The following is a 23,184-nucleotide window of genomic DNA, read 5'->3' as shown; positions in this document are numbered from 1 at the left end:
ACTCTTAAGCCGATGCTTAGCGAGTGGTTACTTCAGTAGCTGCGAAGAAGTATGCGATTTCGCGAGCGGCAGCGGCTTCGGAGTCCGAACCGTGTACGGCGTTGGCGTCGATGGAGTCAGCGAAGTCAGCACGGATGGTGCCCGGAGCTGCTTCTTTAGGGTTGGTAGCGCCCATCAGCTCACGGTTCAGAGCGATAGCGTTCTCGCCTTCCAGAACCTGAACGACAACCGGACCGGAGATCATGAAAGCAACCAGGTCGTTGAAGAAACCACGAGCGCTGTGCTCAGCGTAGAAGCCTTCAGCTTCGGCTTTGGACAGTTGCTTCAGTTTCGAAGCTACAACGCGCAGGCCAGCTTTTTCGAAACGAGTGGTGATCTCGCCGATCACGTTTTTAGCAACGGCGTCAGGCTTGATGATGGAGAAAGTACGTTGAACAGCCATGGTGTAACTCCAGAAACGGTAATTTACGAAAAATTAAACCCGCGAATTATACGCGGGTTCTCGGGTATTGCCTAACCTGCGGCGTGGCTCAGTCGCGTTCTTCGATCCAATGGGCCTGAATGGCCTCCAGGATCTTTTCGCCACAATGCTCAGGCATGTCGTCGAAATCGGGCAGTTCCATCACCCAATTACGCAGATCGACGAAGTTGACCGACATAGGGTCCACGTCGGGCTTGCTTTCAGCTAGCTGGATCGCGATCTCCAGCACATCAGTCCACTTGAGTTTCATGACAATTCCTTGAATCAGTGCGGTGCTTCGGCTGCGTGGTTGAGCGAGTACTTCGGAATTTCGACGGTCAGGTCTTCGACACCGACCTTGGCCTGACAACCCAGGCGCGATTGAGCTTCCAGCCCCCAAGCCTTGTCAAGGTAGTCTTCTTCCAGCTCGTCAGCCTCTTCCAGCGAGTCGAAACCCTCGCGGATGATGCAATGACAAGTGGTGCAGGCGCAGACGCCGCCACAGGCGCTTTCCATCTCGATATGGTGTTCATGGGCCAGCTCGAGGATGGAAATACCCGTCTCAGCCTCAACAACCATGCCCTCGGGGCAAAACTTCTCGTGTGGCAGAAAAATGACCTGCGGCATCGTTATTCCTCAATCTCATTCAGGTTGCGCCCCGCCAGCGCGGCTTTCACCGTCGAGTCCAGGCGGCGGGCAGCAAAGGCGTCGGTCACTTGCGACAGACGCTTGGTCTGCTGCTCGATGGCGTAACCATCGGTACCTTTCATCAGTTCGCTCAGTTCCTGCATCTGCATCTCGATGACCATGCGCTCTTCGGCATCGAGCAGACGATCGCCATCAGCCTCCAGAGCACCCTGCACCGCTTCGATCAGGCGCTGGGCATCGACCTGCTGCTCGCGCAACACGCGGGCAACTTTGTCGTCATTGGCGTGCTGGAACGAGTCCTTGAGCATTTTGGCGATTTCGCCGTCGGTCAGGCCGTAGGACGGTTTGACCTGAATGCTAGCCTCGACGCCCGAACCCAGTTCGCGGGCGGAAACACTGAGCAGACCATCGGCATCGACCTGGAAGGTCACGCGAATCTTCGCAGCACCAGCCACCATCGCTGGAATACCACGCAGTTCGAAACGAGCGAGGGAACGGCAGTCGCTGATCAGCTCACGCTCACCCTGCAACACATGGATGGCCATGGCCGACTGACCGTCTTTATAAGTGGTGAAATCCTGAGCGCGGGCGACGGGAATGGTGGTGTTGCGCGGAATCACCTTTTCCATCAGGCCGCCCATGGTTTCCAGACCAAGGGACAACGGGATCACGTCGAGCAGCAGCAGTTCGCCACCATCACGCTTGTTACCAGCCAGCGTATCGGCCTGGATCGCAGCACCAATGGCCACCACTTGATCCGGATCGATTTCTGTCAGCGGCTGGCGAGCGAAAGCTTCGGCGACGGCTTCACGAACACGAGGCACGCGAGTCGAACCACCAACCATGACCACGGCATGCACGTCTTCCAGCTCGATGCCGGAATCGCGAACAGCGCGACGGCAAGCTTTCAGGCTGCGAGCCACCATCGGCTCGATCAGCGCATTGAAAGCTTCACGGGACAGTTCGGCCTTCCAGTCGCCATAGGCAACTTCAACGGCCGCAGCATCGGTCAGTGCTTCCTTGGCCGCGCAGGCGGTTTGCAGCAAATTGCGCTGCACACCCGGATCGAGGTCAGCGGACAGACCGGCGCCCTCAATGATCCAGCCAGCGATCGCGTGGTCGAAGTCATCGCCACCCAGGGCGCTGTCGCCGCCGGTAGCCAGGACTTCGAACACACCGCCAGTCAGGCGCAGAATCGAAATATCGAAGGTGCCGCCGCCCAGGTCATAAATGGCGACCAGGCCTTCGGCATGCTGATCCAGACCGTAAGCCACCGCCGCCGCCGTCGGCTCATTGAGCAAACGCAGCACGTTCAGACCGGCCAGTTTGGCTGCATCCTTGGTGGCTTGACGTTGGGCATCATCGAAATAGGCCGGAACGGTGATCACCGCGCCCACCAGCTCGCCACCCAGGGTCGCCTCAGCGCGCTGGCGCAGGACCTTGAGGATATCGGCAGAGACTTCGACCGGGCTTTTCGGGCCCTGGATCGTCTCGATGAACGGCATGTGCGACTCGCCGTCAACAAAACGGTACGGCAGTTGCTCGCCCAATTGCTTGACGTCGGACAGACCACGACCCATCAAGCGCTTGACCGACAGCACGGTGTTCAAGGGATCGGTGGCGGCAGCCAGCTTGGCCGACTCGCCGACTTCGACGCGATCGGCGTGGTAGCGCACGGCAGACGGCAGGATGACCCGCCCTTCTGCGTCAGCCAGAGGCTCGGAAAGACCACTGCGCAATGCAGCGACCAGCGAATTGGTAGTGCCCAAGTCGATCCCCACAGCCAGACGACGCTGGTGCGGTTGAGGACTTTGGCCGGGTTCGGCGATCTGCAGTAGGGCCATCGTTATCAGGACTTATCTGTATATCAGGCGTGCGACCGGAGCGGCACTGGGTTAATCGTCGAGGCGCTCTTCTAACTGGCGCACTTCGTAAGTGAGCTTGTCGAGGAACTGCATGCGCCGCATCAGGCGTTCGGCCCGTTCACGTTGCGCGGCATCATTCCAGCAAGCTGCGAAGCTTTGGTTCAGCTCATCCTGGGCTGCCTTCAGGCGGCGCTTGAAGACCGCAACGCCGTTGAGGTCGGCACTGTCCTGCAGGTCCTCGAGCTCTTCACGCAACTCCATTTGTTGCAGAAGGAACTCCGGATCATGCACCGTGACTTCCAGCGGCAGCTCGCCACCATTCAAGGCGAGCAGGTAGCGCGCGCGCTTGGGCGGACTCTTGAGCGTCTGGTAGGCCTCGTTGAGGCTCGCCGATCGCTCCAGGGCCAATCGTTGTTCGCGTTCGGAAGCGTCGGCAAAGCGGTCCGGATGAACACCGCGCGCCAGCTCGCGATAGCGCGTAGCCAGCTGATCGAGGTCCAGGTTAAAACTCGGTTGCAGCTCGAATAAAGCGAAATGACAAGGAGTACCCACGACAAGCCTCAGATGTTGAAGCTTTCGCCGCAGCCACATTCACCGCGTACGTTGGGGTTGTTGAACTTGAAGCCTTCGTTCAACCCTTCCTTGACGAAATCGAGCTCGGTGCCGTCCAGGTAGGCCAGGCTTTTCGGGTCGATGATCACTTTTTCGCCGTGACTCTCGAACACCTGATCCTCTGCAACCACCTCGTCGACAAACTCCAGCACGTAGGCAAGGCCGGAACAGCCTGTGGTGCGAACACCCAGACGAATCCCTTCACCTTTGCCGCGCCCGTCGAGGGAGCGCCGCACGTGTCGAGCAGCCGCTTCTGTCATGCTGATAGCCATCGGTGACTCCTTACTCGTCGCCAAAACTCGAAAATCAGATCAAGCCTTTCTTCTGCTTGTAATCGCGAACAGCCGCCTTGATGGCGTCTTCAGCGAGTACCGAGCAGTGAATTTTCACTGGCGGCAGGGCCAGTTCTTCAGCCAGCTGAGTGTTCTTGATGGTTTCTGCTTCGTCCAGGGTCTTGCCCTTCATCCACTCGGTGGCGAGGGAGCTGGAAGCGATAGCCGAACCGCAGCCGTAAGTCTTGAACTTGGCATCTTCGATGATGCCGGCGTCGTTGACCTTGATCTGCAGGCGCATCACGTCGCCGCACGCCGGAGCGCCGACCATGCCGGTGCCGACATCAGGATCTTCCGCGTCCATCTTGCCGACGTTGCGCGGGTTTTCGTAGTGGTCGATGACCTTTTCACTGTAAGACATGATTCTCAATCCTCACTCATCAGGGCCGCTCTTGAGGCCCTGCAGTTACGCTGCGTCAGTCGCCGCGTCGCTACAGGACCTGTATCCGGCGGCTTCTATAGTTAGTGTGCCGCCCACTCGATCTTCGAGATATCGACACCATCTTTGTACATGTCCCACAGCGGCGACAGAGCTCGCAGCTTGATAACCGCCTCGCAGACTTTCTGCGCGGCGTAGTCGATTTCTTCTTCGGTGGTGAAGCGGCCGAAGGTGAAACGGATCGAACTGTGGGCCAGTTCGTCGTTGCGGCCCAGGGCGCGCAGTACGTACGAAGGCTCAAGCGATGCAGAGGTGCAGGCCGAACCGGACGAAACCGCCAGATCCTTGAGCGCCATGATCAGCGACTCGCCTTCAACGTAGTTGAAGCTCAGGTTCAGGTTGTGCGGAACGCGGGCGGTCATGCTGCCGTTGACGTACAGCTCTTCCAGATGCTCGACCTGTTTGAAGAAACGGTCGCTCAGGGCCTTGATGCGCACGTTCTCGGCAGCCATGTCTTCCTTGGCTACACGGAAAGCTTCGCCCATACCGACGATCTGGTGGGTCGCCAGGGTACCGGAACGCATGCCGCGCTCGTGACCGCCGCCGTGCATGGTCGCTTCGATACGTACGCGCGGCTTGCGGCTCACGTACAGGGCGCCGATGCCTTTAGGACCGTAGGTTTTGTGGGCAGAGAACGACATCAAGTCGACTTTCAGTTTTGACAGGTCGATATCGACCTTGCCGGTGGACTGAGCAGCGTCGACGTGGAACAGGATGCCCCTGGAGCGGGTCAGTTCGCCGATGGCTGCGATGTCGTTGATGGTGCCGATTTCGTTGTTCACGTGCATGACCGAAACCAGGATGGTGTCATCACGCAGTTCTGCTTCGATCATTTCAGGCGTCACCAGGCCATCGGTGCGAGGCTCGATGTAGGTGACTTCAAAACCTTCACGCTCCAGTTGGCGCATGGTGTCGAGGACAGCCTTGTGCTCAATCTTGGTGGTGATCAGGTGCTTGCCCTTGGTGGCATAGAAATGCGCCGCACCCTTGATTGCCAGGTTGTCGGACTCGGTGGCACCGGAGGTCCAGACGATTTCACGCGGATCGGCGTTGACCAGGTCGGCGACCTGACGGCGAGCGTTTTCAACGGACTCTTCGGCCTTCCAGCCGAACACGTGGGAACGGGACGCCGGGTTACCGAAGTTTCCGTCGACCAGCAGGCATTCACTCATTTTTTGCGCAACACGCGGATCAACCGGGGTGGTCGCAGAGTAATCAAGGTAAATCGGCAATTTCATGGACTATCTCCTAAATCAGGCTGGCTGGCGTGCCGCTAGCTCTTTGGCTGTCATTCGACGGCGGACGCTTCAATCTTGTCCAGGCGCGGCACCTTGCTGTTGCAACGGCGCTGGTCCTGACGCTGGGCTACTTCTTGCACCTCACGGCGAGTCACAAGATCAGCCAAGCTGATACCGCTCAGAAATTCGTGAATCTGCAGGCTCAGATCGCACCACAAGTGGTGAGTCAGGCAAGTGTCGCCGGAATGGCAATCACCCTGCCCCTGGCATTTGGTGGCATCGACCGATTCGTTTACCGCATCGATCACCTGGGCGACCTGAATGCCCTGCATATCGCGGGACAACTGGTAACCACCGCCCGGACCACGCACACTGGACACCAGATTGCTGCGGCGCAGCTTGGCGAAAAGCTGTTCGAGGTAGGACAGGGAGATGCCTTGGCGCTCGGAGATATCGGCCAGGGACACGGGCCCGTGCTGCGCGTGCAACGCCAGATCAAGCATGGCGGTCACGGCGTATCGGCCTTTTGTAGTCAGTCGCATGGACAATTACCACGGAGTTCGGAATGAGGCGAGTATGCAATTCCCGAGTATTTAAGTCAACTATAAGACCTAGTACTTTAGTCAGGTTTACCCGCAAAAGAGCGGCCGCATCATAGCAAAGGCTGGCCGTATACAGCCAGCAGTACCGCGTCATCGTTCATCGCGAGCAAGCTCGCTCCCACATTGGACCGCGCCCACCCGGACAACTTGATCTCCTGTGGGAGCGGGCTTGCTCGCGAAGGGAGCGGCGCGGTCTAGCTGGCCTGACTCTGATCCTTGTCCTTCACACAGGCGAAGTCTTCCTCGCGCAGCTCAGGCAGATCTTTCGCACAGTAATTACTGCCCAGATCCTTCAACGCCCCGCACATCCCCTCCAGACGCCCGTCGACTGCCTGCAGGTGATCGAGCAACTGATTAATGGCGCGAGCCACCGGGTCCGGCATGTCTTCTGTCACACCGTAGGCATCGAAGCCGATTTTCTCAGCCATGGCCTTGCGCTTGGCGTCCTGCTCTTCGTCGGGCTTGACGATGATTCGCCCCGGAATACCCACCACCGTGGCACCCGGTGGAACCTCTTTGGTCACCACCGCGTTGGAGCCGACCTTGGCACCCGCACCAACAGTAAACGGGCCAAGTACCTTGGCGCCGGCACCGACAACGACACCATCACCCAGCGTCGGGTGGCGCTTGCCTTTATTCCAGCTGGTGCCACCAAGGGTGACGCCCTGATAAATGGTCACGTCGTCGCCGATCTCGGCGGTTTCACCGATGACGATGCCCATGCCATGGTCAATAAAGAAGCGACGACCCACCTTGGCGCCCGGATGAATCTCGATCCCGGTCAACCAGCGGCCGAAGTTCGACACCAACCGCGCCAGCCATTTCAGGTCCGCGCGCCATAGCATCGCCGACAAACGGTGAATCCAGATGGCGTGCATGCCCGGGTAGCAAGTCAGGACTTCAAAAGCGTTACGCGCCGCCGGGTCTCGGTGGAATACGCTCTGGATATCTTCACGCAAACGCTCGAACATCATTAATCCTTCCGATTTAGAAGCTCACCACGGGCCGCTTTCTGGGTTTCCGTGAGGATGCCACGCAAAATATTCATTTCCGCCCGACTGACCGAGCTGCGTCCGTACAACCGGCGCAGGCGCGCCATCAAGTGCCGCGGCTTTTCCGGATCGAGGAATTCGATGGCCACCAGGGTTTGTTCCAGGTGTTCATAGAATCGCTCCAGTTCATCCATGGTCGCCAGCTCAGCGCTTTTGACCGAAGCCACTTCTTCCTTCTCGACCTTGCTCGGCTGACCTTGGGCCGCCAGCCAGGACATGCGCACTTCATAACCCAACACCTGCACCGCCGCCCCAAGGTTCAGCGAGCTGAACTCAGGGTCCGATGGAATGTGCACGTGGTAATGACATCGCTGCAGCTCTTCGTTGGTCAGGCCGGAATCTTCGCGACCGAACACCAGGGCGATTTCCGCACCTTGCCCCGCTTCCTCGACCACTTTCGCGCCGCATTCGCGGGGATCGAGCAGCGGCCAGGGAATGCGCCGGTCGCGGGCGCTGGTGCCGAGCACCAGGTTGCAACCGACCAAGGCATCTTCCAAGGTGGCGACGACTTGCGCGTTTTCAAGGACATCCCCGGCACCGGAGGCACGGGCATCGGCCTCGTGATGCGGGAACAGACGAGGCTCGACCAGCACCAGCCGCGACAGCCCCATGTTCTTCATGGCACGCGCAGCCCCGCCGATATTGCCCGGATGGCTGGTATTGACCAGGACGACACGAATGTTTTGCAGCAAGGGAGGCGCTCTCGAACACAATAATCGGGAGCAGAATCTTACAGCTACACCTACCGTTAAGCTATGAAAGCGAACGTCGTCCTTCTCCTGTAGAAACTTTCTGATAGAATGCCCGGCTTTCTTTAACAACCTTAGGTGACACATCCATGCAGCCCATGCTGAATATCGCGCTGCGCGCCGCCCGCAGCGCCAGTGAATTGATCTTCCGCTCCATCGAGCGCCTGGATACCATCAAGGTCGACGAAAAAGACGCCAAGGATTACGTATCCGAGGTGGATCGCGCCGCCGAACAGAAAATCATCGACGCCCTGCGCAAGGCCTACCCGAATCACTCGATCCTGGGTGAAGAGACCGGCATGCACGCCGGCACCGGCATCGAAGGCGAAGAGTACCTGTGGATCATCGATCCGCTGGACGGCACCACCAACTTCCTGCGCGGCATTCCTCACTTCGCTGTCAGCATCGCCTGCAAATACCGCGGTCGCCTGGAACACGCCGTTGTTCTGGACCCGGTTCGCCAGGAAGAATTCACCGCCAGCCGTGGTCGCGGCGCTCAACTGAACGGTCGTCGCCTGCGCGTCAGCGGCCGTACCAGCCTGGACGGCGCCCTGCTGGGTACCGGCTTCCCGTTCCGTGACGACCAGATGGACAACCTCGACAACTACCTGGGCATGTTCCGCGCACTGGTTGGCCAGACCGCCGGCATCCGCCGCGCAGGTTCGGCAAGCCTGGACCTGGCCTACGTGGCTGCCGGCCGTTTCGACGCGTTCTGGGAATCGGGCCTGTCCGAGTGGGACATGGCTGCAGGCGCCCTGCTGATCCAGGAAGCCGGCGGCTTGGTGAGCGACTTCACCGGCGGTCACGACTTCCTTGAAAAAGGCCACGTCGTTGCCGGCAACACCAAATGCTTCAAGGCAGTCCTGACGGCCATCCAGCCGCACCTGCCGGCCTCGCTGAAGCGCTAAGCTTCCAGCGACAGAAAAAGCACCCTGCGAGGTGCTTTTTTTATGCCTGGAATTTGCACTCGAAATCACCACAAACCCACTGTAGGAGCGAGCTTGCTCGCGATGGCCGCGAACGATAACACGCGCTATCTGATAACCGCGGCGCCCTTGGGGTCTTCGCGAGCAAGCTCGCTCCTACAAGGGGCACGTAACGACCCATAAATCCCGGGCACAAAAAAGCACCCCGCAGGGTGCTTCTTTTTTATCCAGCGTCAGCTGATCACTGAGCCGCCTGATTCTCCGACAAGATCAACTTGCCTTCTTTATCCACAGGAATCTGATTGCCCGGATCGCGATCCATACGCACTTTGCCTTCCTTGCCGTCCAGCGAATAACGCACGTCGTAACCTACAACCTTGTCACTGATGTCGTTAACCGTATTACAGCGGGTCTGGGTCGTGGTGTAGGTATCACGCTCTTGCATGCCTTCCTGCACCTTGTTGCCGGCATAACCACCACCGACAGCACCCGCGACCGTGGCGATCTTCTTACCGGTGCCGCCACCGATCTGGTTACCCAGCAATCCACCTGCCAACGCACCGACCACCGTACCGGCGATCTGATGTTGATCTTTCACCGGCGCCTGCCGGGTGACCGTTACATCCTTGCATACTTCACGCGGAGTCTTGATTTGTGTCTTGACCGGCTCAACGGCTAATACCTGAGCAAACTCAGGGCCGCTTTTTTTAACCAGGCTGTAGGTGGCCACAGCACCCCCGGCAGTCACACCGACAGCACCCAGTACCGCACCAACCAGCATCGACTTGTTCACATGAACCTCCTGGACCATCACATGCGGAACATGTCCGCGCTTCTCCCAGCCTTGGAGCACAAAAAAAGGCGCGAGTTCAACTCGCGCCTTTTTTGGACTACACCACCCCAGGAAGCTTCCTTCAAGGACGGTCGTCGACTTCCTTCTCGGTAGTGGCAGGAGGAATCAGGTCTTCCGTGCTTAGGTTCAGCCAGATCAGCACCACGTTAGCGATGTAGATCGACGAGTAAGTACCCGCCATAACACCGATGAACAGGGCGATGGAGAAGCCAAACAGGTTGTCGCCGCCGAAGAACAGCAGGGCCGCGATCGCCAGCAAGGTGGAGATCGAAGTCGCCATGGTCCGAAGCAGGGTTTGCGTGGTCGAGATGTTGATGTTCTCGATCAGGCTGGCCTTGCGCAGCACGCGGAAGTTCTCGCGAACCCGGTCGAATACCACGATGGTGTCGTTGAGAGAGTAACCAATGATCGCCAGTACCGCCGCCAGCACCGTCAGGTCGAAGGTGATCTGGAAGAACGACAGGATACCGATGGTCACGATCACGTCGTGGATCAAGGACACGATCGCACCGACCGCAAACTTCCACTGAAAGCGGAAAGCCAGGTAGATCAGGATGCCGCCCAGCGCCATCAGCATGCCGAGGCCGCCCTGGTCGCGCAGTTCTTCACCCACCTGCGGGCCGACGAACTCGACACGCTTGACCGTCGCCGGGTTCTCGCCACCGACCTTCTGCAAGGCTTCGGCTACCTGGTGACCCAGTTGCGGATCTTCGCCAGGCATACGCACCAGCAGGTCGGTAGTTGCACCGAAGTTCTGCACGATAGCTTCGTGATAACCCGCGGTCACCAGCTGCTCACGCACCTTGGTAACGTCGGCCGGACGCTCGTAGGTCAGCTCGATGAGCGTACCGCCGGTGAAGTCCAGGCCCCAGTTCATGCCCTTGTGAAAGACACTGAACATTGCCAGCGCGGTAAGGAACAATGTGACGCCGAACGCAAAGTTGCGAACGCCCATGAAGTTGATTGTACGTAACATGGCAGCCCCTTAAATCCACAACTTCTTGAAGTCACGACCGCCGAAGATCAGGTTGACCATCGCGCGGGTCACCATGATGGCCGTGAACATCGAGGTAAAGATCCCGAGGGACATGGTCACTGCGAAGCCCTTGACCGGGCCGGTGCCCATGGCAAAGAGGATGCCGCCGACCAGCAAGGTGGTCAGGTTGGCGTCGAGAATCGCGGTGAATGCCCGGCCGAAGCCTTCGTTGATTGCGCGCTGCACGGTCATGCCGGCGGCGATCTCTTCACGAATCCGCGAGAAGATCAGCACGTTGGCGTCGACCGCCATACCCATGGTCAACACGATACCGGCGATACCCGGCAGGGTCAGCGTTGCACCCAGCAGCGACATCAGGGCCAGCAGCATCACCATGTTCACCGCCAGGGCGACGGTGGCGATGAGGCCGAAGAAGCGGTAGATGGCCATGATGAACAGCGAGACGAACAGCATGCCCCACAGCGACGCATCAATACCCTTGGTGATGTTGTCCGCACCCAGGCTAGGACCAATGGTGCGTTCTTCAGCAAAATACATCGGCGCAGCCAGACCACCGGCACGCAGCAGCAGCGCCAGCTCGGACGACTCGCCCTGGCCGTTCAGGCCGGTGATACGGAACTGAGCCCCCAGCGGCGACTGGATGGTCGCCAGGCTGATGATCTTCTTCTCTTCTTTGAACGACTGAACCGCTACGTCTTTCTCGACGCCGTTAACCACTTGCTTGGTGTAAGTGGTCACCGGACGCTGCTCGATGAAGATCACCGCCATGCTGCGACCGACGTTGCTGCGGGTCGCACGGCTCATCAGCTCGCCACCGTGGCCATCCAGGCGGATGTTCACTTCAGGCGTACCGTGCTGAGAATCGAAACCGGCCTTGGCGTCAGTCACCTGGTCACCGGTGATGATCAGGCCACGCTCGATCAGCGCAGGAGGACGCTTGCCCTCACGGAACTCGAAGGATTCGGAAGTGGCTTTCGAAGCACCCGGCTCAGCAGCCAGACGGAACTCGAGGTTGGCCGTCTTGCCGAGGATACGCTTGGCTTCGGCGGTGTCCTGCACGCCCGGCAGCTCAACCACGATGCGGTTGGCGCCCTGACGCTGGACGATCGGTTCGGCAACACCCAGCTCGTTGACGCGGTTACGCACCGTGGTCAAGTTCTGCTTGATGGAGTATTCGCGGATTTCCGCCAGCTTGGCCGGGGTCATCGCCAGACGCAGCACCGGTTGACCATTGAGGTCGGCCGGAACAATGTCGAAATCGTTGAAGTTCTTGCGGATGATCGAACGGGCCTGTTCACGGCTGTCTTCATCAGCGAAGCCCAGCTGGATGGCACCATTGAGTTGCGGCAGGCTGCGATAGCGCAGCTTTTCTTTACGCAGCAGGCTCTTTACATCGCCTTCGTAGACTTTCAGGCGCGCATCGAGGGCTTTGTCCATGTCCACTTCCAGCAGGAAGTGCACACCACCGGACAAGTCCAGACCCAGCTTCATCGGGTGCGCAGCGAGGTTGCGCAGCCATTGCGGGGTGGTTTGTGCCAGGTTCAATGCAACGACGTAGTCATCACCCAACGCCTTGCGTACAACGTCCTTGGCCGGCAGCTGGTCTTCAGCCTTGGTCAGGCGAATCAGCCCGCCCTTGCCGCTGGCAGACAGGGTCGCTGCCTTGACGTTGATCCCGGATTCCTTGAGCGCAGCGCTCACACGATCCAGATCAGCCTGATTGACCTGCAGCGCAGTGCTTGCACCGCTGACCTGAATGGCCGGGTCATCAGGATAAAGATTGGGAGCGGAATAAATCAGACCGACCGCCAGCACCGCCAGGATCAGAATGTATTTCCACAGAGGATATTTGTTCAGCATCACGCCGCCCGTTTATGACGCGGGGCGCCTTGCGCGCCCCGTCGATTGAATATGAAGTTGAAACTTAGATCGCTTTGAGCGTGCCTTTTGGCAGCGTGGCGGCAATGGCGCCTTTCTGGAATTTCATTTCGACGGTGTCGGAAACTTCCAGAACGACGAAATCGTCGGCCACTTTAGTGATCTTGCCGGCGATACCGCCGGTGGTCACAACTTCGTCGCCCTTTTGCAGGCTGCTCAGCAGGTTTTTCTGCTCTTTGGCGCGCTTGGCCTGTGGACGCCAGATCATCAGGTAGAAGATGACCAGGAAGCCGACCAGGAAAATCCACTCGAAACCGCCGCCCATAGGGGCTGCCGCAGGTGCAGCAGCGTCTGCCATGGCATTAGAGATAAAAAAGCTCATTTAGCACTCCTAGTTGCAAATGTTGATTCTTGGGGTCAGAAAACTCAGTCCAAAGGCGGAACAGGTAACCCGCGTTTGGCGTAGAAGGCATCGACAAAGGCGGCCAATGTACCCTGTTGAATAGCCTCGCGCAAACCAGCCATAAGCACTTGATAATGGCGCAAGTTATGGATGGTATTGAGCATGCTTCCCAGCATTTCGCCGCACTTGTCCAGGTGATGCAGATAAGCGCGGGAGAAGTTCTGGCAGGTATAGCAATCGCAGGTCGGATCCAGCGGCGAATCATCATGGCGATGGAACGCGTTACGGATCTTCAGCACGCCAGTATCAATGAACAGATGCCCATTGCGGGCATTACGGGTTGGCATCACGCAATCGAACATGTCCACACCGCGGCGCACACCCTCAACCAAGTCTTCCGGTTTGCCAACGCCCATAAGGTAACGAGGTTTGTCAGCCGGCATCTGGCCCGGCAGGTAATCCAGCACCTTGATCATTTCATGCTTGGGCTCGCCCACCGACAGACCGCCGATGGCCAGGCCGTCGAAACCGATCTTGTCCAGGCCTTCCAGGGAGCGCATGCGCAGGTCCTGGTGCATGCCGCCCTGAACGATACCGAACAGCGCCGCCGTGTTGTCACCATGGGCGTTTTTCGAGCGCTGGGCCCAACGCAGGGACAGTTCCATGGATACGCGGGCGACGTCTTCGTCCGCCGGGTACGGCGTGCATTCGTCAAAAATCATCACGATGTCGGAGCCCAGGTCACGCTGGACCTGCATCGACTCTTCCGGGCCCATGAACACCTTGGCGCCGTCGACCGGGGAAGCGAAGGTCACGCCCTCCTCCTTGATCTTGCGCATGGCGCCCAGGCTGAACACCTGGAAACCGCCGGAGTCGGTCAGAATCGGGGCTTTCCACTGCATGAAATCGTGCAGATCGCCGTGCTTCTTGATCACTTCCGTGCCCGGGCGCAGCCACAGGTGGAAGGTGTTGCCCAGAATGATTTCAGCGCCCGTCGCCTCGATATCCCGTGGCAGCATGCCCTTGACCGTGCCGTAGGTGCCCACCGGCATGAAGGCCGGGGTCTCGACGGTACCGCGCGGGAAGGTCAAACGACCGCGACGAGCCTTGCCATCGGTGGCAAGCAGCTCAAAAGACATACGACATTGGCGACTCATTCTGTTTCCTCAGGGCCACGTGGCGCGGGGTTACGGGTGATAAACATCGCATCACCGTAGCTGAAAAAGCGGTACTCGTTGTCGACGGCGGCTTTATAAGCGGCCATGGTCTCGGGATAACCGGCGAACGCCGAAACCAGCATCAACAGCGTGGATTCGGGCAAATGGAAGTTGGTGACCAGGGCATCGACCACATGAAACGGCCGGCCCGGGTAGATGAAAATGTCGGTGTCGCCGCTGAACGGCTTGAGCACGCCATCGCGGGCGGCGCTTTCCAGGGAACGCACACTGGTGGTCCCCACCGCCACCACCCGACCTCCGCGCGCGCGACAGGCGGCAACCGCATCGACCACGTCCTGGCCGACTTCCAGCCATTCGCTGTGCATGTGGTGGTCTTCGATCTTCTCGACCCGCACCGGCTGGAAAGTACCCGCGCCAACGTGCAAGGTCACGAACACCGTCTCGACGCCCTTGGCGGCAATCGCCTCCATCAGCACCTGATCGAAATGCAGCCCCGCCGTCGGCGCCGCCACCGCGCCCAAACGCTCGGCGTAGACGGTCTGGTAACGCTCGCGGTCGGCGCCTTCGTCCGGGCGGTCTATATAAGGAGGCAACGGCATGTGCCCGACGCGGTCGAGCAGCGGCAACACCTCCTCAGTGAACCCCAGCTCGAACAACGCATCGTGACGCGCCAGCATCTCGGCCTCGCCACCGCCGTCGATCAGGATCTTCGACCCAGGCTTGGGCGACTTGCTGGAACGCACATGGGCCAGCACGCGATGACTGTCCAGCACCCGCTCCACCAGGATTTCCAGCTTGCCGCCGGAAGCCTTCTGGCCAAACAGCCGCGCCGGAATCACCCGGGTATTGTTGAACACCATCAAGTCGCCGGGACGCAAATGCTCCAGCAAATCAGTGAATTGACGGTGTGCCAGGGCGCCGCTGACCCCATCCAGGGTCAACAGGCGACTATTGCGACGCTCGGCCAAAGGATGGCGGGCGATCAGCGAATCGGGGAGCTCGAAAGTAAAGTCAGCAACGCGCATGATGGGGTTCGTCTAGCAGGGCCGGGAAGTCTAGCGGAATTATCAAAAATTCTCCATGTACCTGATTGACCAGCGGTTATCTCATCTCTATACTTCGCCGCCATTGAGCCCTGATGGCGGAATTGGTAGACGCGGCGGATTCAAAATCCGTTTTCGAAAGGAGTGGGAGTTCGAGTCTCCCTCGGGGCACCATTTGATGTACATAGACGTCCAAGGACGTCTAGGCAACACCCCTAGAGCCCGCTAACTGCGGGCTTTTTGGTCTCTGGGGTTCCATCCCCGTCCCTTGCCAGCCAGCCTCTTTTTGGTACATTTTCTGTACATATTCCAGTTCGAGAACCGGAGGAGTACAGCGATGCCATTGACCGCCTTGCAAATCAAAGCGTCCAAGCCTGCCGACAGACCGTTCACGTTGAGTGATAGTTCGGGTCTTGCCCTGCTGGTGAAACCCAACGGCAGCAAGTATTGGCACTTCCGGTACACGTATCAGGGTCGGGCGGCACGCATGTCACTGGGCGTGTATCCGCATATCTCCTTGCAGGAAGCTCGTGAACGAGCTGCGGAATGCCGCAACCTACTCAAGCAAGGCACCAACCCCGGCGCCAAACGCCGCGATGACAAGCTGCGACAGCAGGAGGCCGGGCTCAACACCTTCAGGCGAGCCGCGGAGTACTGGTACCAATTCAAATCGGACTCCGGCCGCAGCAGCGCCACGCTGAAGAAGATCCGCGACTATCTCGATAAGGATCTACTGCCCGCTCTCGGCGAGAAGCAACTGGAGCTCATCACGCGAAGCGACTGCGCAAAACTGCAGGCCTGCATCGAAAAACGAGGCGCCTTCAATGTTGCGGACAAGACCCGGACCTGGCTGAAACAGATTTTCAGTCAAGCCATTGCACGCGGCCTGTGCGAACACAATCCAGCCTCCGAACTCCATGCCATTGCGATAGCCCCACCGCCCACTCAACACTACCCACATCTGCACGAACACGAACTACCTGAGTTTCTCCGGGCCTTAAGCAAGACCACCAGCCGGCTACCAGCGAGGATTGCATCATGGATGACAATTCTAACGGCGAGCCGCCCCGGCATGGTTCGCTACGCAAAATGGGAGGAAATCGATTTTGAGGAAGGGATTTGGACCATCCCGGCCGCCCGCATGAAGATGCGCAGAGACTACGTTAGCCCTCTACCTCATCAATTGATTACCATGCTTACCAAACTGAACCAAAGCACTGGCCGCAGTCGGTATCTATTCCCAGGCAATGGTGAAAAGCAGCCAGTCATCAGTGAAAACACGATCAACCTGGTGTTCGCCAAGATCGGCTATAAAGGACGACTCGTCAGCCATGGCACTCGTCATACCGCAAGCACGCTGCTGCGCGAACATGGCTGGCTGAAGGACCATGTCGAAAGCCAGCTGGCTCACGTCGAGGGCGGCATCTCTGGTGAGTACAATCAAGCCCTATACCTGCCGCAACGTCGGATCATGATGCAGTGGTATGCAGACTATCTCGACGCCCTCAAAGAAGGCATTACAGCCAACCTTCGCGATCAATTTGATACTCGCGTTAATCAGTTCCTCGCACGCCCTTCTGCACCGCCTCTAACAGCATCCCATACACACAAAGATGATCACATCCAAAAGCTGCCTATCGAGACAGACTCAACGGCGACTCAGTGATCACGTGACGCCTCACCAATTCGACCCGGTCGACGACAACATCATCGCCTTGCAAAACTACGGTGGCGCATTCCAGCACTGGTAAGCCGGTGAGATCTCCACAGCCCAGCCTTCCACGCGGGCCCATCCAAACAGGGCTGCAAAGCCGCCCTGTTTGGATGGACCTCACTTAAAAAATCTAAAGCCCATACAGCTGTCTGTGGAAAACCACTGATTTCCACCGGTGGATAATTTCTTCCACCGCCTCAGAAATCCGGAAAATTCGAGCCTTGACCCGAATTATCCACAGGCGTAGAAAAGATCGGGCAAAGCGCTGTCGTTGACAGCAACCCAGGTAGCCAGAACCTTTAAGGCTACGCCACACCGTGGTGGTTCTCCCAAAGTGCGATTAGCGTCCGGCGGCTCGCACGGTCACAGCGATGTGATGGATGCCTACTTCTACCAGAGTGCCACTGGCGGCAACTCATACCCTTTTATAGCTGCCCTGCAGCAACCTATTCGCTTGGCCATTTCATTGCGCCAACCTGCGCCCGTCTCTTTCTTCCGGAAAGAGACGGGCGCTCCTACCATTGCTGCAGCCCACCTCGTACAAGGCATTGCGGCATTCCCCCTCGTGACAATCGGCGTGACAAACACCGAAGCCACCAGCAACAGCGATGCAGATGATGGTGCCGCAGCCCAAGGAATGGACTGCACCTGACTGACAGTCAGGCGTGCACCGGTCATCGCATCGCTGCCTTAACCCGACTCAGGATCTCGCGGCGCCGGTCTCGTCAGTCAGCGCAGCCTCCACCCGCCCACTTCCTCGGAAGTGTTCAGGAGGCCAGATCATGAGATGCCCAAGCTCCCGGTCGTAAAGAGCCGCCAGTCCCGCGTTAGTGGACAACCCTCACAGGTCGCAGGGGCCTTGATCCCTGATAACACTCAGCATTCTTGGCGGGATGACGTGGGGGAAGGATTCAGTGATTTGATATCGAGAGGATTGGGGTTATGGCGTTAGTCGGCAGACGGGATGGACGCAATTTTGGCTATGGCCGGCAATTGAGCTACGCCGGGCCGCAGGCGTTGAAAGATATGTTCGGCGGTGGGCATTACGGCACGGTCAAGGCGCATAGTGATCGCTGGCAGGCATTTGTACGCTGGTGTCGGTCGGAGGATGGGCCGGGGTTTAACGATGCGCGACAAATTGATCGGCAGACCTTGCTGGACTACGCCGGGTATCTGCGCCAGCAAGTTGTACAAGGTGAGCTCGCTATCGCGACTGCGCAAAACCGATTATCCAGTGCGAATCGGACCATGGCCGCGCTGCGAGGTGATCAGTATGTGAAGGTGTCGAGTCCGAGCAAGGCTTTAGGACTGCAGCGCACAACCGTCCGCACAGCAGCCCTGCAAGGCGAGGATCGTGAACAGGTGAAGCGGATCGTCGAGGCGCTCTGCGAATACCAACTGCCGCGCGCGGCTGCCATCGTGCAGCTGGCACGAGCCACAGGCATGCGCTTACGCGAGGCGATTTTGGCCGACCTTCCGCGCTTGAAGCATGAGGCCGAACAATACGGCAAGATCAACATCCAGGACGGTACCAAAGGTGGCCGTTCAGGCGCGTCAGCACCTCGCTGGATCAGGGAGGATGATCATATTCGTGACGCACTGAGGTTTGCCCAAAAGGTCTCGCCCGACGATAGCCGCAACCTGCTTGCACCGAACGAACGCTACCTCGATTTCTTGCAGGGAATCGTCGGCCCCGCACGGGACATCCTCCATAAGAACAACCTCAAAGGCTTCCATGAATTGCGGGCAGCCTATGCATGCGAACGTTACGAGCAAATCACCCATCATCCCGCGCCTATCAACGGTGGCCATTGCTATCAGCTCAACCGACACCTCGATCAGGAGGCCCGAGTACAAATCAGCTATGAGCTGGGGCACGGCCGTATCGGCGTGGTATCGGCTTACATTGGTGGTCGAGCATGAACACTGCATTCGATATGGAGCTGTTCCTGGCGGGCGTCTTGACCGGGTCACACACCACACGCCAACGCCACCTGCGTCAGGCGAAGACTATCCAAACAGCGATCGCTGAGCGCTGGCAATGCGACAATCCATGGACTTGGCAGAGAAAACACCTTGCATGGTTTTTGAATCACCATCTAAACCAGCGCACTGAATCGACGCGCTATTACTATTTGCTGACCATGCAATTACTCACTCATCGCCTAGGAAAATCCTGGCAGTTCACCCCCTAAGCGAAGGTCAGAAAACGGCCGATTCTGTTGAAAAAGTCGGTCCTTCCAGACTGCCCGCATACTGACCGCTGAAAACGCCTGTTTTGCGTGCAGCTACGCGAAATCTGAGCCCGAAATCCTCTGCTCAATGTAAAGATTTCAATCTCAAGCGCGTACTTTTCTGCCGAGTAAAGTCCAAGCGATTGCTGGCATTTCCCCATCGAATTCCAAGGTTCTTGGCGGCAACTACCACTTCGACCTGCACCAACTGTACAACGCCCAGGGCGGCTACATCGACGTCGCGCCGGGGGATGGTCACCCGTCTACCTGCTGATCCCCGACCCGGTGGATCTGCAGCTCGGGTTATTGATGCGAGATTCGAAAGCCTAGATCCGGAACTGCCCTACCAACGTGCCTAAATGCTGCCCCAGGTCCGCCAGGCTGCGGGACGTCTGGGCGCTCTTCTGGGTCTCGCCCGCAACGTTGTCCACCGCCACCGCAATCTGATGTACGCTGCGGTTGATCTCTTCCGCCACGGCGGTCTGTTCTTCGGCGGCGCTGGCAATCTGCGCGTTCATGGCGTTGATGGTGCCGATCAACTGCGCCATCGAATCCAGCGACGCACCGGCCTGATTGGCCTGCACCGACGTGCCGTCACCCGCTTCACTGGAACGACGCATGGCCTCGACAGCCGACTGCGTGCCCGTCTGCAACCGATCAATCATCCCCTGAATTTCCTGTGTGCTCTGCTGCGTACGGCTGGCCAGCGCCCGCACTTCATCCGCCACCACCGCAAAGCCGCGCCCGGCTTCCCCGGCCCGCGCCGCTTCAATGGCTGCGTTGAGCGCCAACAAGTTAGTCTGTTCGGCAATCGAGCGAATCACCCCCAGTACGCTGACAATCGACGACACGTCCTGCTGCAAACTGTCCAGCGACACACCGCTGTCGCGGATATCACTGACCAGCGAATGAATCTGCTTGATACTGCCGTCCACCACACGCTTGGCGGTCTGGCCTTCGGCGTCGGTCTGCTGTGCAGCCACTGCCGCGCCTTGGGCACTGCGCGCAACTTCCTGGGCCGCCGAAGACATCTCATTGATCGCCGTGGCGACCTGATCCGTCTCGTGGCGCTGACGCTCCATCGCCTGCTCGGAACGGTTGGCCTGATCGGCGACCTGCGTCACCAGCCCGGTCAGTTGAGTGGTCATCTCGGTAATCTGCCGAACCATGCCGTGAATCTTGTCGACAAAGCGGTTGAACGAACCGGCCAGCTCGCCCAACTCATCCTGACTGGTAATTGCCAGGCGGCGGGTCAGATCGCCATCACCGGCCGCGATGTCATCCAGATTGGCCTTCATCAGATGCAGCGGGCGCAGCAAAGTATTGGCCAGCACCATTCCGACAATCGCAATGATCAGCAACACTACCGCCGCGACCCCGACGATGCTCAACACCACGCCTTTCATGCGCTCGGTCACCTTTGCCTCGATCACCGCGACCTGCGCCTCGATCCCGTCGAGGTTCACCGACGTACCGATCGCCATGTCCCACTTCGACAGATACTCGGTGTAACCCAGTTTGGGCACCAGAACCTTCTCATTGCCCGGCAGCGCCGAGCTGTAGGCCAGATAATGCGTGCCTTCCTTCGCCACACGGACCAAATCGCGATTCACGTACACACCATTCGGATCCTTCGACTCGGCGAAACTCTTGCCGATACCGCCAGGGCTGGTGCTCTTGAACAGTTGGATAATCTGCGAGTCATAACCGAAGAAATAACCTTCCTTGCCGTAACTGATCCCCGACAACAACTTGATCACCTGAGCCCTGGCCGCGTCATCGCCTGGAGCGGCTGCGTCATACAACGGCTTGATCGTGGTCATCGCGACCGCCACATAACTCTGCAGAGTCGCCTTGGCATCCGACAACAAGCGTTGACGGGTTTCCTCGACCTCCTTGCGCGCCTGATCCTGAAGAATCCACACCGTCGTCAAACTGATCACAACAGCAAACAACAACACCGGCAGCACCGCGAGGGACAACACCTTGTTCTTCAGACTCAGACGCATAATTTTACTCTCGAGTTATAAGCGGCATGCCTGGTTATAGGCAGAACGGCGGGAAAGTTGAGATGGGTGAGTGTATGCACGAATCAAACAGGCGGTGATCGTAAGGTCGAGTAAAGTCCAAGCGATTGCTGGCATTTCTCCATCGAATCCCCAGGTTCTTGAGCGCACTGCTCTGGCACAAATACTGAAGCTCAGTATTTCGCTCCCGTTCATTTCCCGTTCCACCTCCGGTCAACTGGACATACTGTCCTTGGACATCGTGAGTTATGAATGTCAGTCTAGGAACACCTACTTCTGCGATTAGATTTTGCATTTAAGTTTCCTTAAACGAAAATCAGAAGAATGGCGTACATCAAGGTGCAGGGAATCAATAGAGTATAACCGCTCAACAACATATAACGAAGGTTGTCATAACGCGCCATACCCATACAGGTGGCCATGTTGGCGCTTGGGAAAGGCCCGTACGAATCACCTTTCGATGAGAAAATAAGGACCATGATCCAAGCTGCCGTACTGATTCCCATTTGGTCAGCGATACCGCCAAACATCTGGTCTACGAGAACAACAACGGCAGCAGACGCTCCTGGTACGCCTAACAGGCCAATCATCGCCACGAGCAGAACGAAACTGTATGGGGAGAGCTGCGTCAAGTCGTCGCGATATCCAGCTATCAGATGTTCGAATGGGCCCATTTTATCAATGACATTGAAAAGTGTTGCCAACATCCAAAACAGTAAGAACAGATTAATAACGCTACCTGCTCCACGATAAAATGCATGGATGACTTCGGTAGGAGATTTCCCAGCCGCACACCCAGTTGCAAAGGCCATTAGTGGAAGAGCCAAAAGTGGTAACGTAATTCCTGCACGGGTGTAGCCCGCGTATACAATCGTCAACAGCAAGCCGCTGATGAATACAAAAGTTGCGCGTTTAACATGCGTACAGTCTGGTGTTTCCGCGTCACTCTCTGTATCTGAGTAGTAATCGTTTACAGCAGCCGCACGCTTCTGATGGTAGAATATTACCGGAATGCCAACAATTATTGACATAATTGCTAGTGGCCCAGCGCCGAAAGTTAGGTACTGCAAATAGCTCACATCCGCTGCCTGCATAATAGCAATGTTAGAGCCCGCAAATGGTGCCAAGGCTAAGCCTGCACAGCCTCCATATAGAAACGCTACAGCGGTTGCTCTACGGGTGATCTTATATTCTGCTGAAAAAGCGATGAGGATCGGTCCTGCGATAGCTAGAGAACCGGCAAGCGTGCCCAGCATGAATACTACCAACATACTAGCTAGCATGATTCCGATCATGGCGGTGTATTTCGAGCGTATACCTACACCGTTCAATACAGCCTGAACAACATTGTGTGCAACGCCCGTTGACCGTAGAACCTCGCCGAGTCCAGCACCCATAACAGCTACTAAGCCGATGATGGTGACGTTATTACTTAAAGCTCCTCCTAAGAGCACTCCAACTTCGAGGGGTTGAGGTTGGAGGATTGCAAAAGCTGCTACTAGCGCCAGACAAGTAGCCAATAATATGTCCAACCCCCAAAAGCAGAAGCCAGCATAGATTAGGATAGGCAGAAGCCCCCATGCCGTGTCTGCTGCCCCATAAAAACCGACAAAAACACAGCTTATGACTCCGAGCAAAGCGGTGGCTAGCATTGCCGACTGCTTGCCTGGTTTATAGGTCAGGTTTTTTGGTAGAAATTTGCTAATTGTTATGCTCACAATAATTCACCTAGTCCAGCACCGTTGTTGATTACGATGTCCTCGAAATGAGCTATGGTCGAGCGCATTTGCACCCGACCGTTCAGGTCTTGCCAGAGGGTAAGCCTTGTCATGACAGCCAAACTCTGGACTCATGTAGAGCATAGGAAATCTGGCTCGCAGGCTTCCTTGGCGAAACTGAGGATATGTGGGAATAACTTACACGAGGAGGGAAGG

General features: G+C 57.8%; 24 protein-coding genes, 1 tRNA gene and 1 pseudogene. 6 read left to right on the top strand and 20 right to left on the bottom strand.

The features are described from left to right. Positions 1–16 precede the first annotated feature (16 nt). The 11 genes from ndk to trmJ all read right to left on the bottom strand — a co-directional run bounded on the left by ndk (position 17) and on the right by trmJ (position 7,940). Positions 17–442 (bottom strand): nucleoside-diphosphate kinase, encoded by a 426-nt coding sequence (gene ndk, locus ACEN8Z_RS07700; protein WP_108216518.1) that lies wholly within the window; start codon positions 440–442, stop codon positions 17–19. 88 nt (positions 443–530) lie between these two features. Continuing rightward, a complete protein-coding gene (gene iscX, locus ACEN8Z_RS07695) occupies positions 531–731 on the bottom strand; it encodes a Fe-S cluster assembly protein IscX (RefSeq protein WP_429488275.1) in 201 nt (66 codons plus the stop codon). Between the two features lie 14 nt (positions 732–745). Next, positions 746–1,087, bottom strand: a complete 342-nt coding sequence (gene fdx, locus ACEN8Z_RS07690; RefSeq protein ID WP_204929333.1) for an ISC system 2Fe-2S type ferredoxin — start codon at positions 1,085–1,087, stop codon at positions 746–748. A gap of 2 nt (positions 1,088–1,089) precedes the next feature. Next, entirely contained in the window at positions 1,090–2,952 is a 1,863-nt protein-coding gene (gene hscA, locus ACEN8Z_RS07685; protein ID WP_495597252.1) for a Fe-S protein assembly chaperone HscA, read from the bottom strand. A 51-nt stretch (positions 2,953–3,003) separates the two neighbouring features. Beyond that, positions 3,004–3,525 carry a co-chaperone HscB gene (hscB, locus tag ACEN8Z_RS07680; protein ID WP_495598098.1) on the bottom strand — a complete coding sequence of 174 codons (522 nt, stop codon included), beginning with the start codon at positions 3,523–3,525 and terminating at the stop codon, positions 3,004–3,006. An 8-nt stretch (positions 3,526–3,533) separates the two neighbouring features. Further along, positions 3,534–3,857: an iron-sulfur cluster assembly protein IscA gene (gene iscA, locus ACEN8Z_RS07675; protein ID WP_003227904.1), complete on the bottom strand. Its 324-nt coding sequence runs from the start codon at positions 3,855–3,857 to the stop codon at positions 3,534–3,536. 34 nt (positions 3,858–3,891) lie between these two features. After that, positions 3,892–4,278, bottom strand: coding sequence for a Fe-S cluster assembly scaffold IscU (gene iscU / locus ACEN8Z_RS07670; RefSeq protein WP_007982746.1), 387 nt, complete (start codon positions 4,276–4,278; stop codon positions 3,892–3,894). Between the two features lie 101 nt (positions 4,279–4,379). Beyond that, the gene (locus tag ACEN8Z_RS07665) at positions 4,380–5,594 is read right to left on the bottom strand and encodes an IscS subfamily cysteine desulfurase (protein ID WP_429488281.1); all 1,215 of its coding nucleotides are present in this window, start codon (positions 5,592–5,594) and stop codon (positions 4,380–4,382) included. Positions 5,595–5,644: 50 nt separating this feature from the next. Beyond that, entirely contained in the window at positions 5,645–6,136 is a 492-nt protein-coding gene (gene iscR / locus ACEN8Z_RS07660; protein ID WP_007982741.1) for a Fe-S cluster assembly transcriptional regulator IscR, read from the bottom strand. Between the two features lie 254 nt (positions 6,137–6,390). Beyond that, entirely contained in the window at positions 6,391–7,167 is a 777-nt protein-coding gene (cysE, locus tag ACEN8Z_RS07655) for a serine O-acetyltransferase (RefSeq protein ID WP_007998676.1), read from the bottom strand. A 2-nt stretch (positions 7,168–7,169) separates the two neighbouring features. Beyond that, positions 7,170–7,940: a tRNA (cytosine(32)/uridine(32)-2'-O)-methyltransferase TrmJ gene (trmJ, locus tag ACEN8Z_RS07650; protein WP_495597251.1), complete on the bottom strand. Its 771-nt coding sequence runs from the start codon at positions 7,938–7,940 to the stop codon at positions 7,170–7,172. 146 nt (positions 7,941–8,086) lie between these two features. Here trmJ and suhB point away from each other — a divergent pair, with 146 nt between their 5' ends. Next, positions 8,087–8,905 carry a type III secretion system regulator SuhB gene (gene suhB / locus ACEN8Z_RS07645; RefSeq protein WP_008053258.1) on the top strand — a complete coding sequence of 273 codons (819 nt, stop codon included), beginning with the start codon at positions 8,087–8,089 and terminating at the stop codon, positions 8,903–8,905. Between the two features lie 259 nt (positions 8,906–9,164). Here suhB and ACEN8Z_RS07640 read toward each other — a convergent pair whose 3' ends face one another. From ACEN8Z_RS07640 to queA, 6 genes are all read right to left on the bottom strand, one after another. Beyond that, positions 9,165–9,716 (bottom strand): glycine zipper 2TM domain-containing protein, encoded by a 552-nt coding sequence (locus tag ACEN8Z_RS07640; RefSeq protein WP_116260464.1) that lies wholly within the window; start codon positions 9,714–9,716, stop codon positions 9,165–9,167. 121 nt (positions 9,717–9,837) lie between these two features. Further along, a complete protein-coding gene (secF, locus tag ACEN8Z_RS07635; protein WP_495597250.1) occupies positions 9,838–10,752 on the bottom strand; it encodes a protein translocase subunit SecF in 915 nt (304 codons plus the stop codon). Between the two features lie 9 nt (positions 10,753–10,761). Next, the gene (secD, locus tag ACEN8Z_RS07630) at positions 10,762–12,633 is read right to left on the bottom strand and encodes a protein translocase subunit SecD (RefSeq protein ID WP_495597249.1); all 1,872 of its coding nucleotides are present in this window, start codon (positions 12,631–12,633) and stop codon (positions 10,762–10,764) included. A gap of 64 nt (positions 12,634–12,697) precedes the next feature. Then, positions 12,698–13,033, bottom strand: a complete 336-nt coding sequence (gene yajC / locus ACEN8Z_RS07625; protein WP_007956696.1) for a preprotein translocase subunit YajC — start codon at positions 13,031–13,033, stop codon at positions 12,698–12,700. Positions 13,034–13,077: 44 nt separating this feature from the next. Beyond that, complete coding sequence (gene tgt / locus ACEN8Z_RS07620; protein ID WP_495598097.1) at positions 13,078–14,193, bottom strand: tRNA guanosine(34) transglycosylase Tgt; 1,116 nt, start codon at positions 14,191–14,193, stop codon at positions 13,078–13,080. A 14-nt stretch (positions 14,194–14,207) separates the two neighbouring features. After that, complete coding sequence (gene queA / locus ACEN8Z_RS07615; protein ID WP_495597248.1) at positions 14,208–15,257, bottom strand: tRNA preQ1(34) S-adenosylmethionine ribosyltransferase-isomerase QueA; 1,050 nt, start codon at positions 15,255–15,257, stop codon at positions 14,208–14,210. A 107-nt stretch (positions 15,258–15,364) separates the two neighbouring features. Between queA and ACEN8Z_RS07610 the strand changes: the two genes are divergently transcribed. The 5 genes and pseudogenes from ACEN8Z_RS07610 to ACEN8Z_RS07590 all read left to right on the top strand — a co-directional run. Beyond that, positions 15,365–15,449, top strand: a tRNA-Leu gene (locus ACEN8Z_RS07610). Between the two features lie 163 nt (positions 15,450–15,612). After that, on the top strand, positions 15,613–16,941 hold the full coding sequence (locus ACEN8Z_RS07605; RefSeq protein ID WP_495597247.1) for a tyrosine-type recombinase/integrase: 1,329 nt from the start codon (positions 15,613–15,615) through the stop codon (positions 16,939–16,941). A 990-nt stretch (positions 16,942–17,931) separates the two neighbouring features. Further along, on the top strand, positions 17,932–18,912 hold the full coding sequence (locus ACEN8Z_RS07600; protein ID WP_495597246.1) for an integrase domain-containing protein: 981 nt from the start codon (positions 17,932–17,934) through the stop codon (positions 18,910–18,912). Further along, positions 18,909–19,184, top strand: coding sequence for a hypothetical protein (locus ACEN8Z_RS07595; protein WP_039592138.1), 276 nt, complete (start codon positions 18,909–18,911; stop codon positions 19,182–19,184). Before ACEN8Z_RS07600 ends, ACEN8Z_RS07595 begins: the two co-directional genes overlap by 4 nt. Before the next feature lie 220 nt (positions 19,185–19,404). Then, positions 19,405–19,553: pseudogene (locus tag ACEN8Z_RS07590) on the top strand (U32 family peptidase); the annotation flags it as partial. On the opposite strand, the gene ctpM reads toward ACEN8Z_RS07590, so the two are convergent. Genes ctpM through ACEN8Z_RS07575 form a run of 3 tightly spaced genes read right to left on the bottom strand, consistent with a single transcriptional unit; the run spans position 19,550 to position 22,968 of the window. Continuing rightward, positions 19,550–21,232, bottom strand: coding sequence for a methyl-accepting chemotaxis protein CtpM (gene ctpM / locus ACEN8Z_RS07585; protein ID WP_495597245.1), 1,683 nt, complete (start codon positions 21,230–21,232; stop codon positions 19,550–19,552). The pseudogene ACEN8Z_RS07590 and the gene ctpM overlap by 4 nt on opposite strands. 34 nt (positions 21,233–21,266) lie before the next feature. After that, positions 21,267–21,545 (bottom strand): OprD family outer membrane porin, encoded by a 279-nt coding sequence (locus tag ACEN8Z_RS07580; protein ID WP_495597244.1) that lies wholly within the window; start codon positions 21,543–21,545, stop codon positions 21,267–21,269. Positions 21,546–21,555: 10 nt separating this feature from the next. Continuing rightward, positions 21,556–22,968 carry a Na+/H+ antiporter NhaC family protein gene (locus tag ACEN8Z_RS07575; RefSeq protein WP_495597243.1) on the bottom strand — a complete coding sequence of 471 codons (1,413 nt, stop codon included), beginning with the start codon at positions 22,966–22,968 and terminating at the stop codon, positions 21,556–21,558. Between the last annotated feature and the right edge of the window lie 216 nt (positions 22,969–23,184).

This window comes from Pseudomonas sp. Pseusp10 (assembly GCF_059492225.1).
Note: the sequence above shows the minus strand (reverse complement) of the source record. Positions and strands in the feature narration are given on the sequence as shown.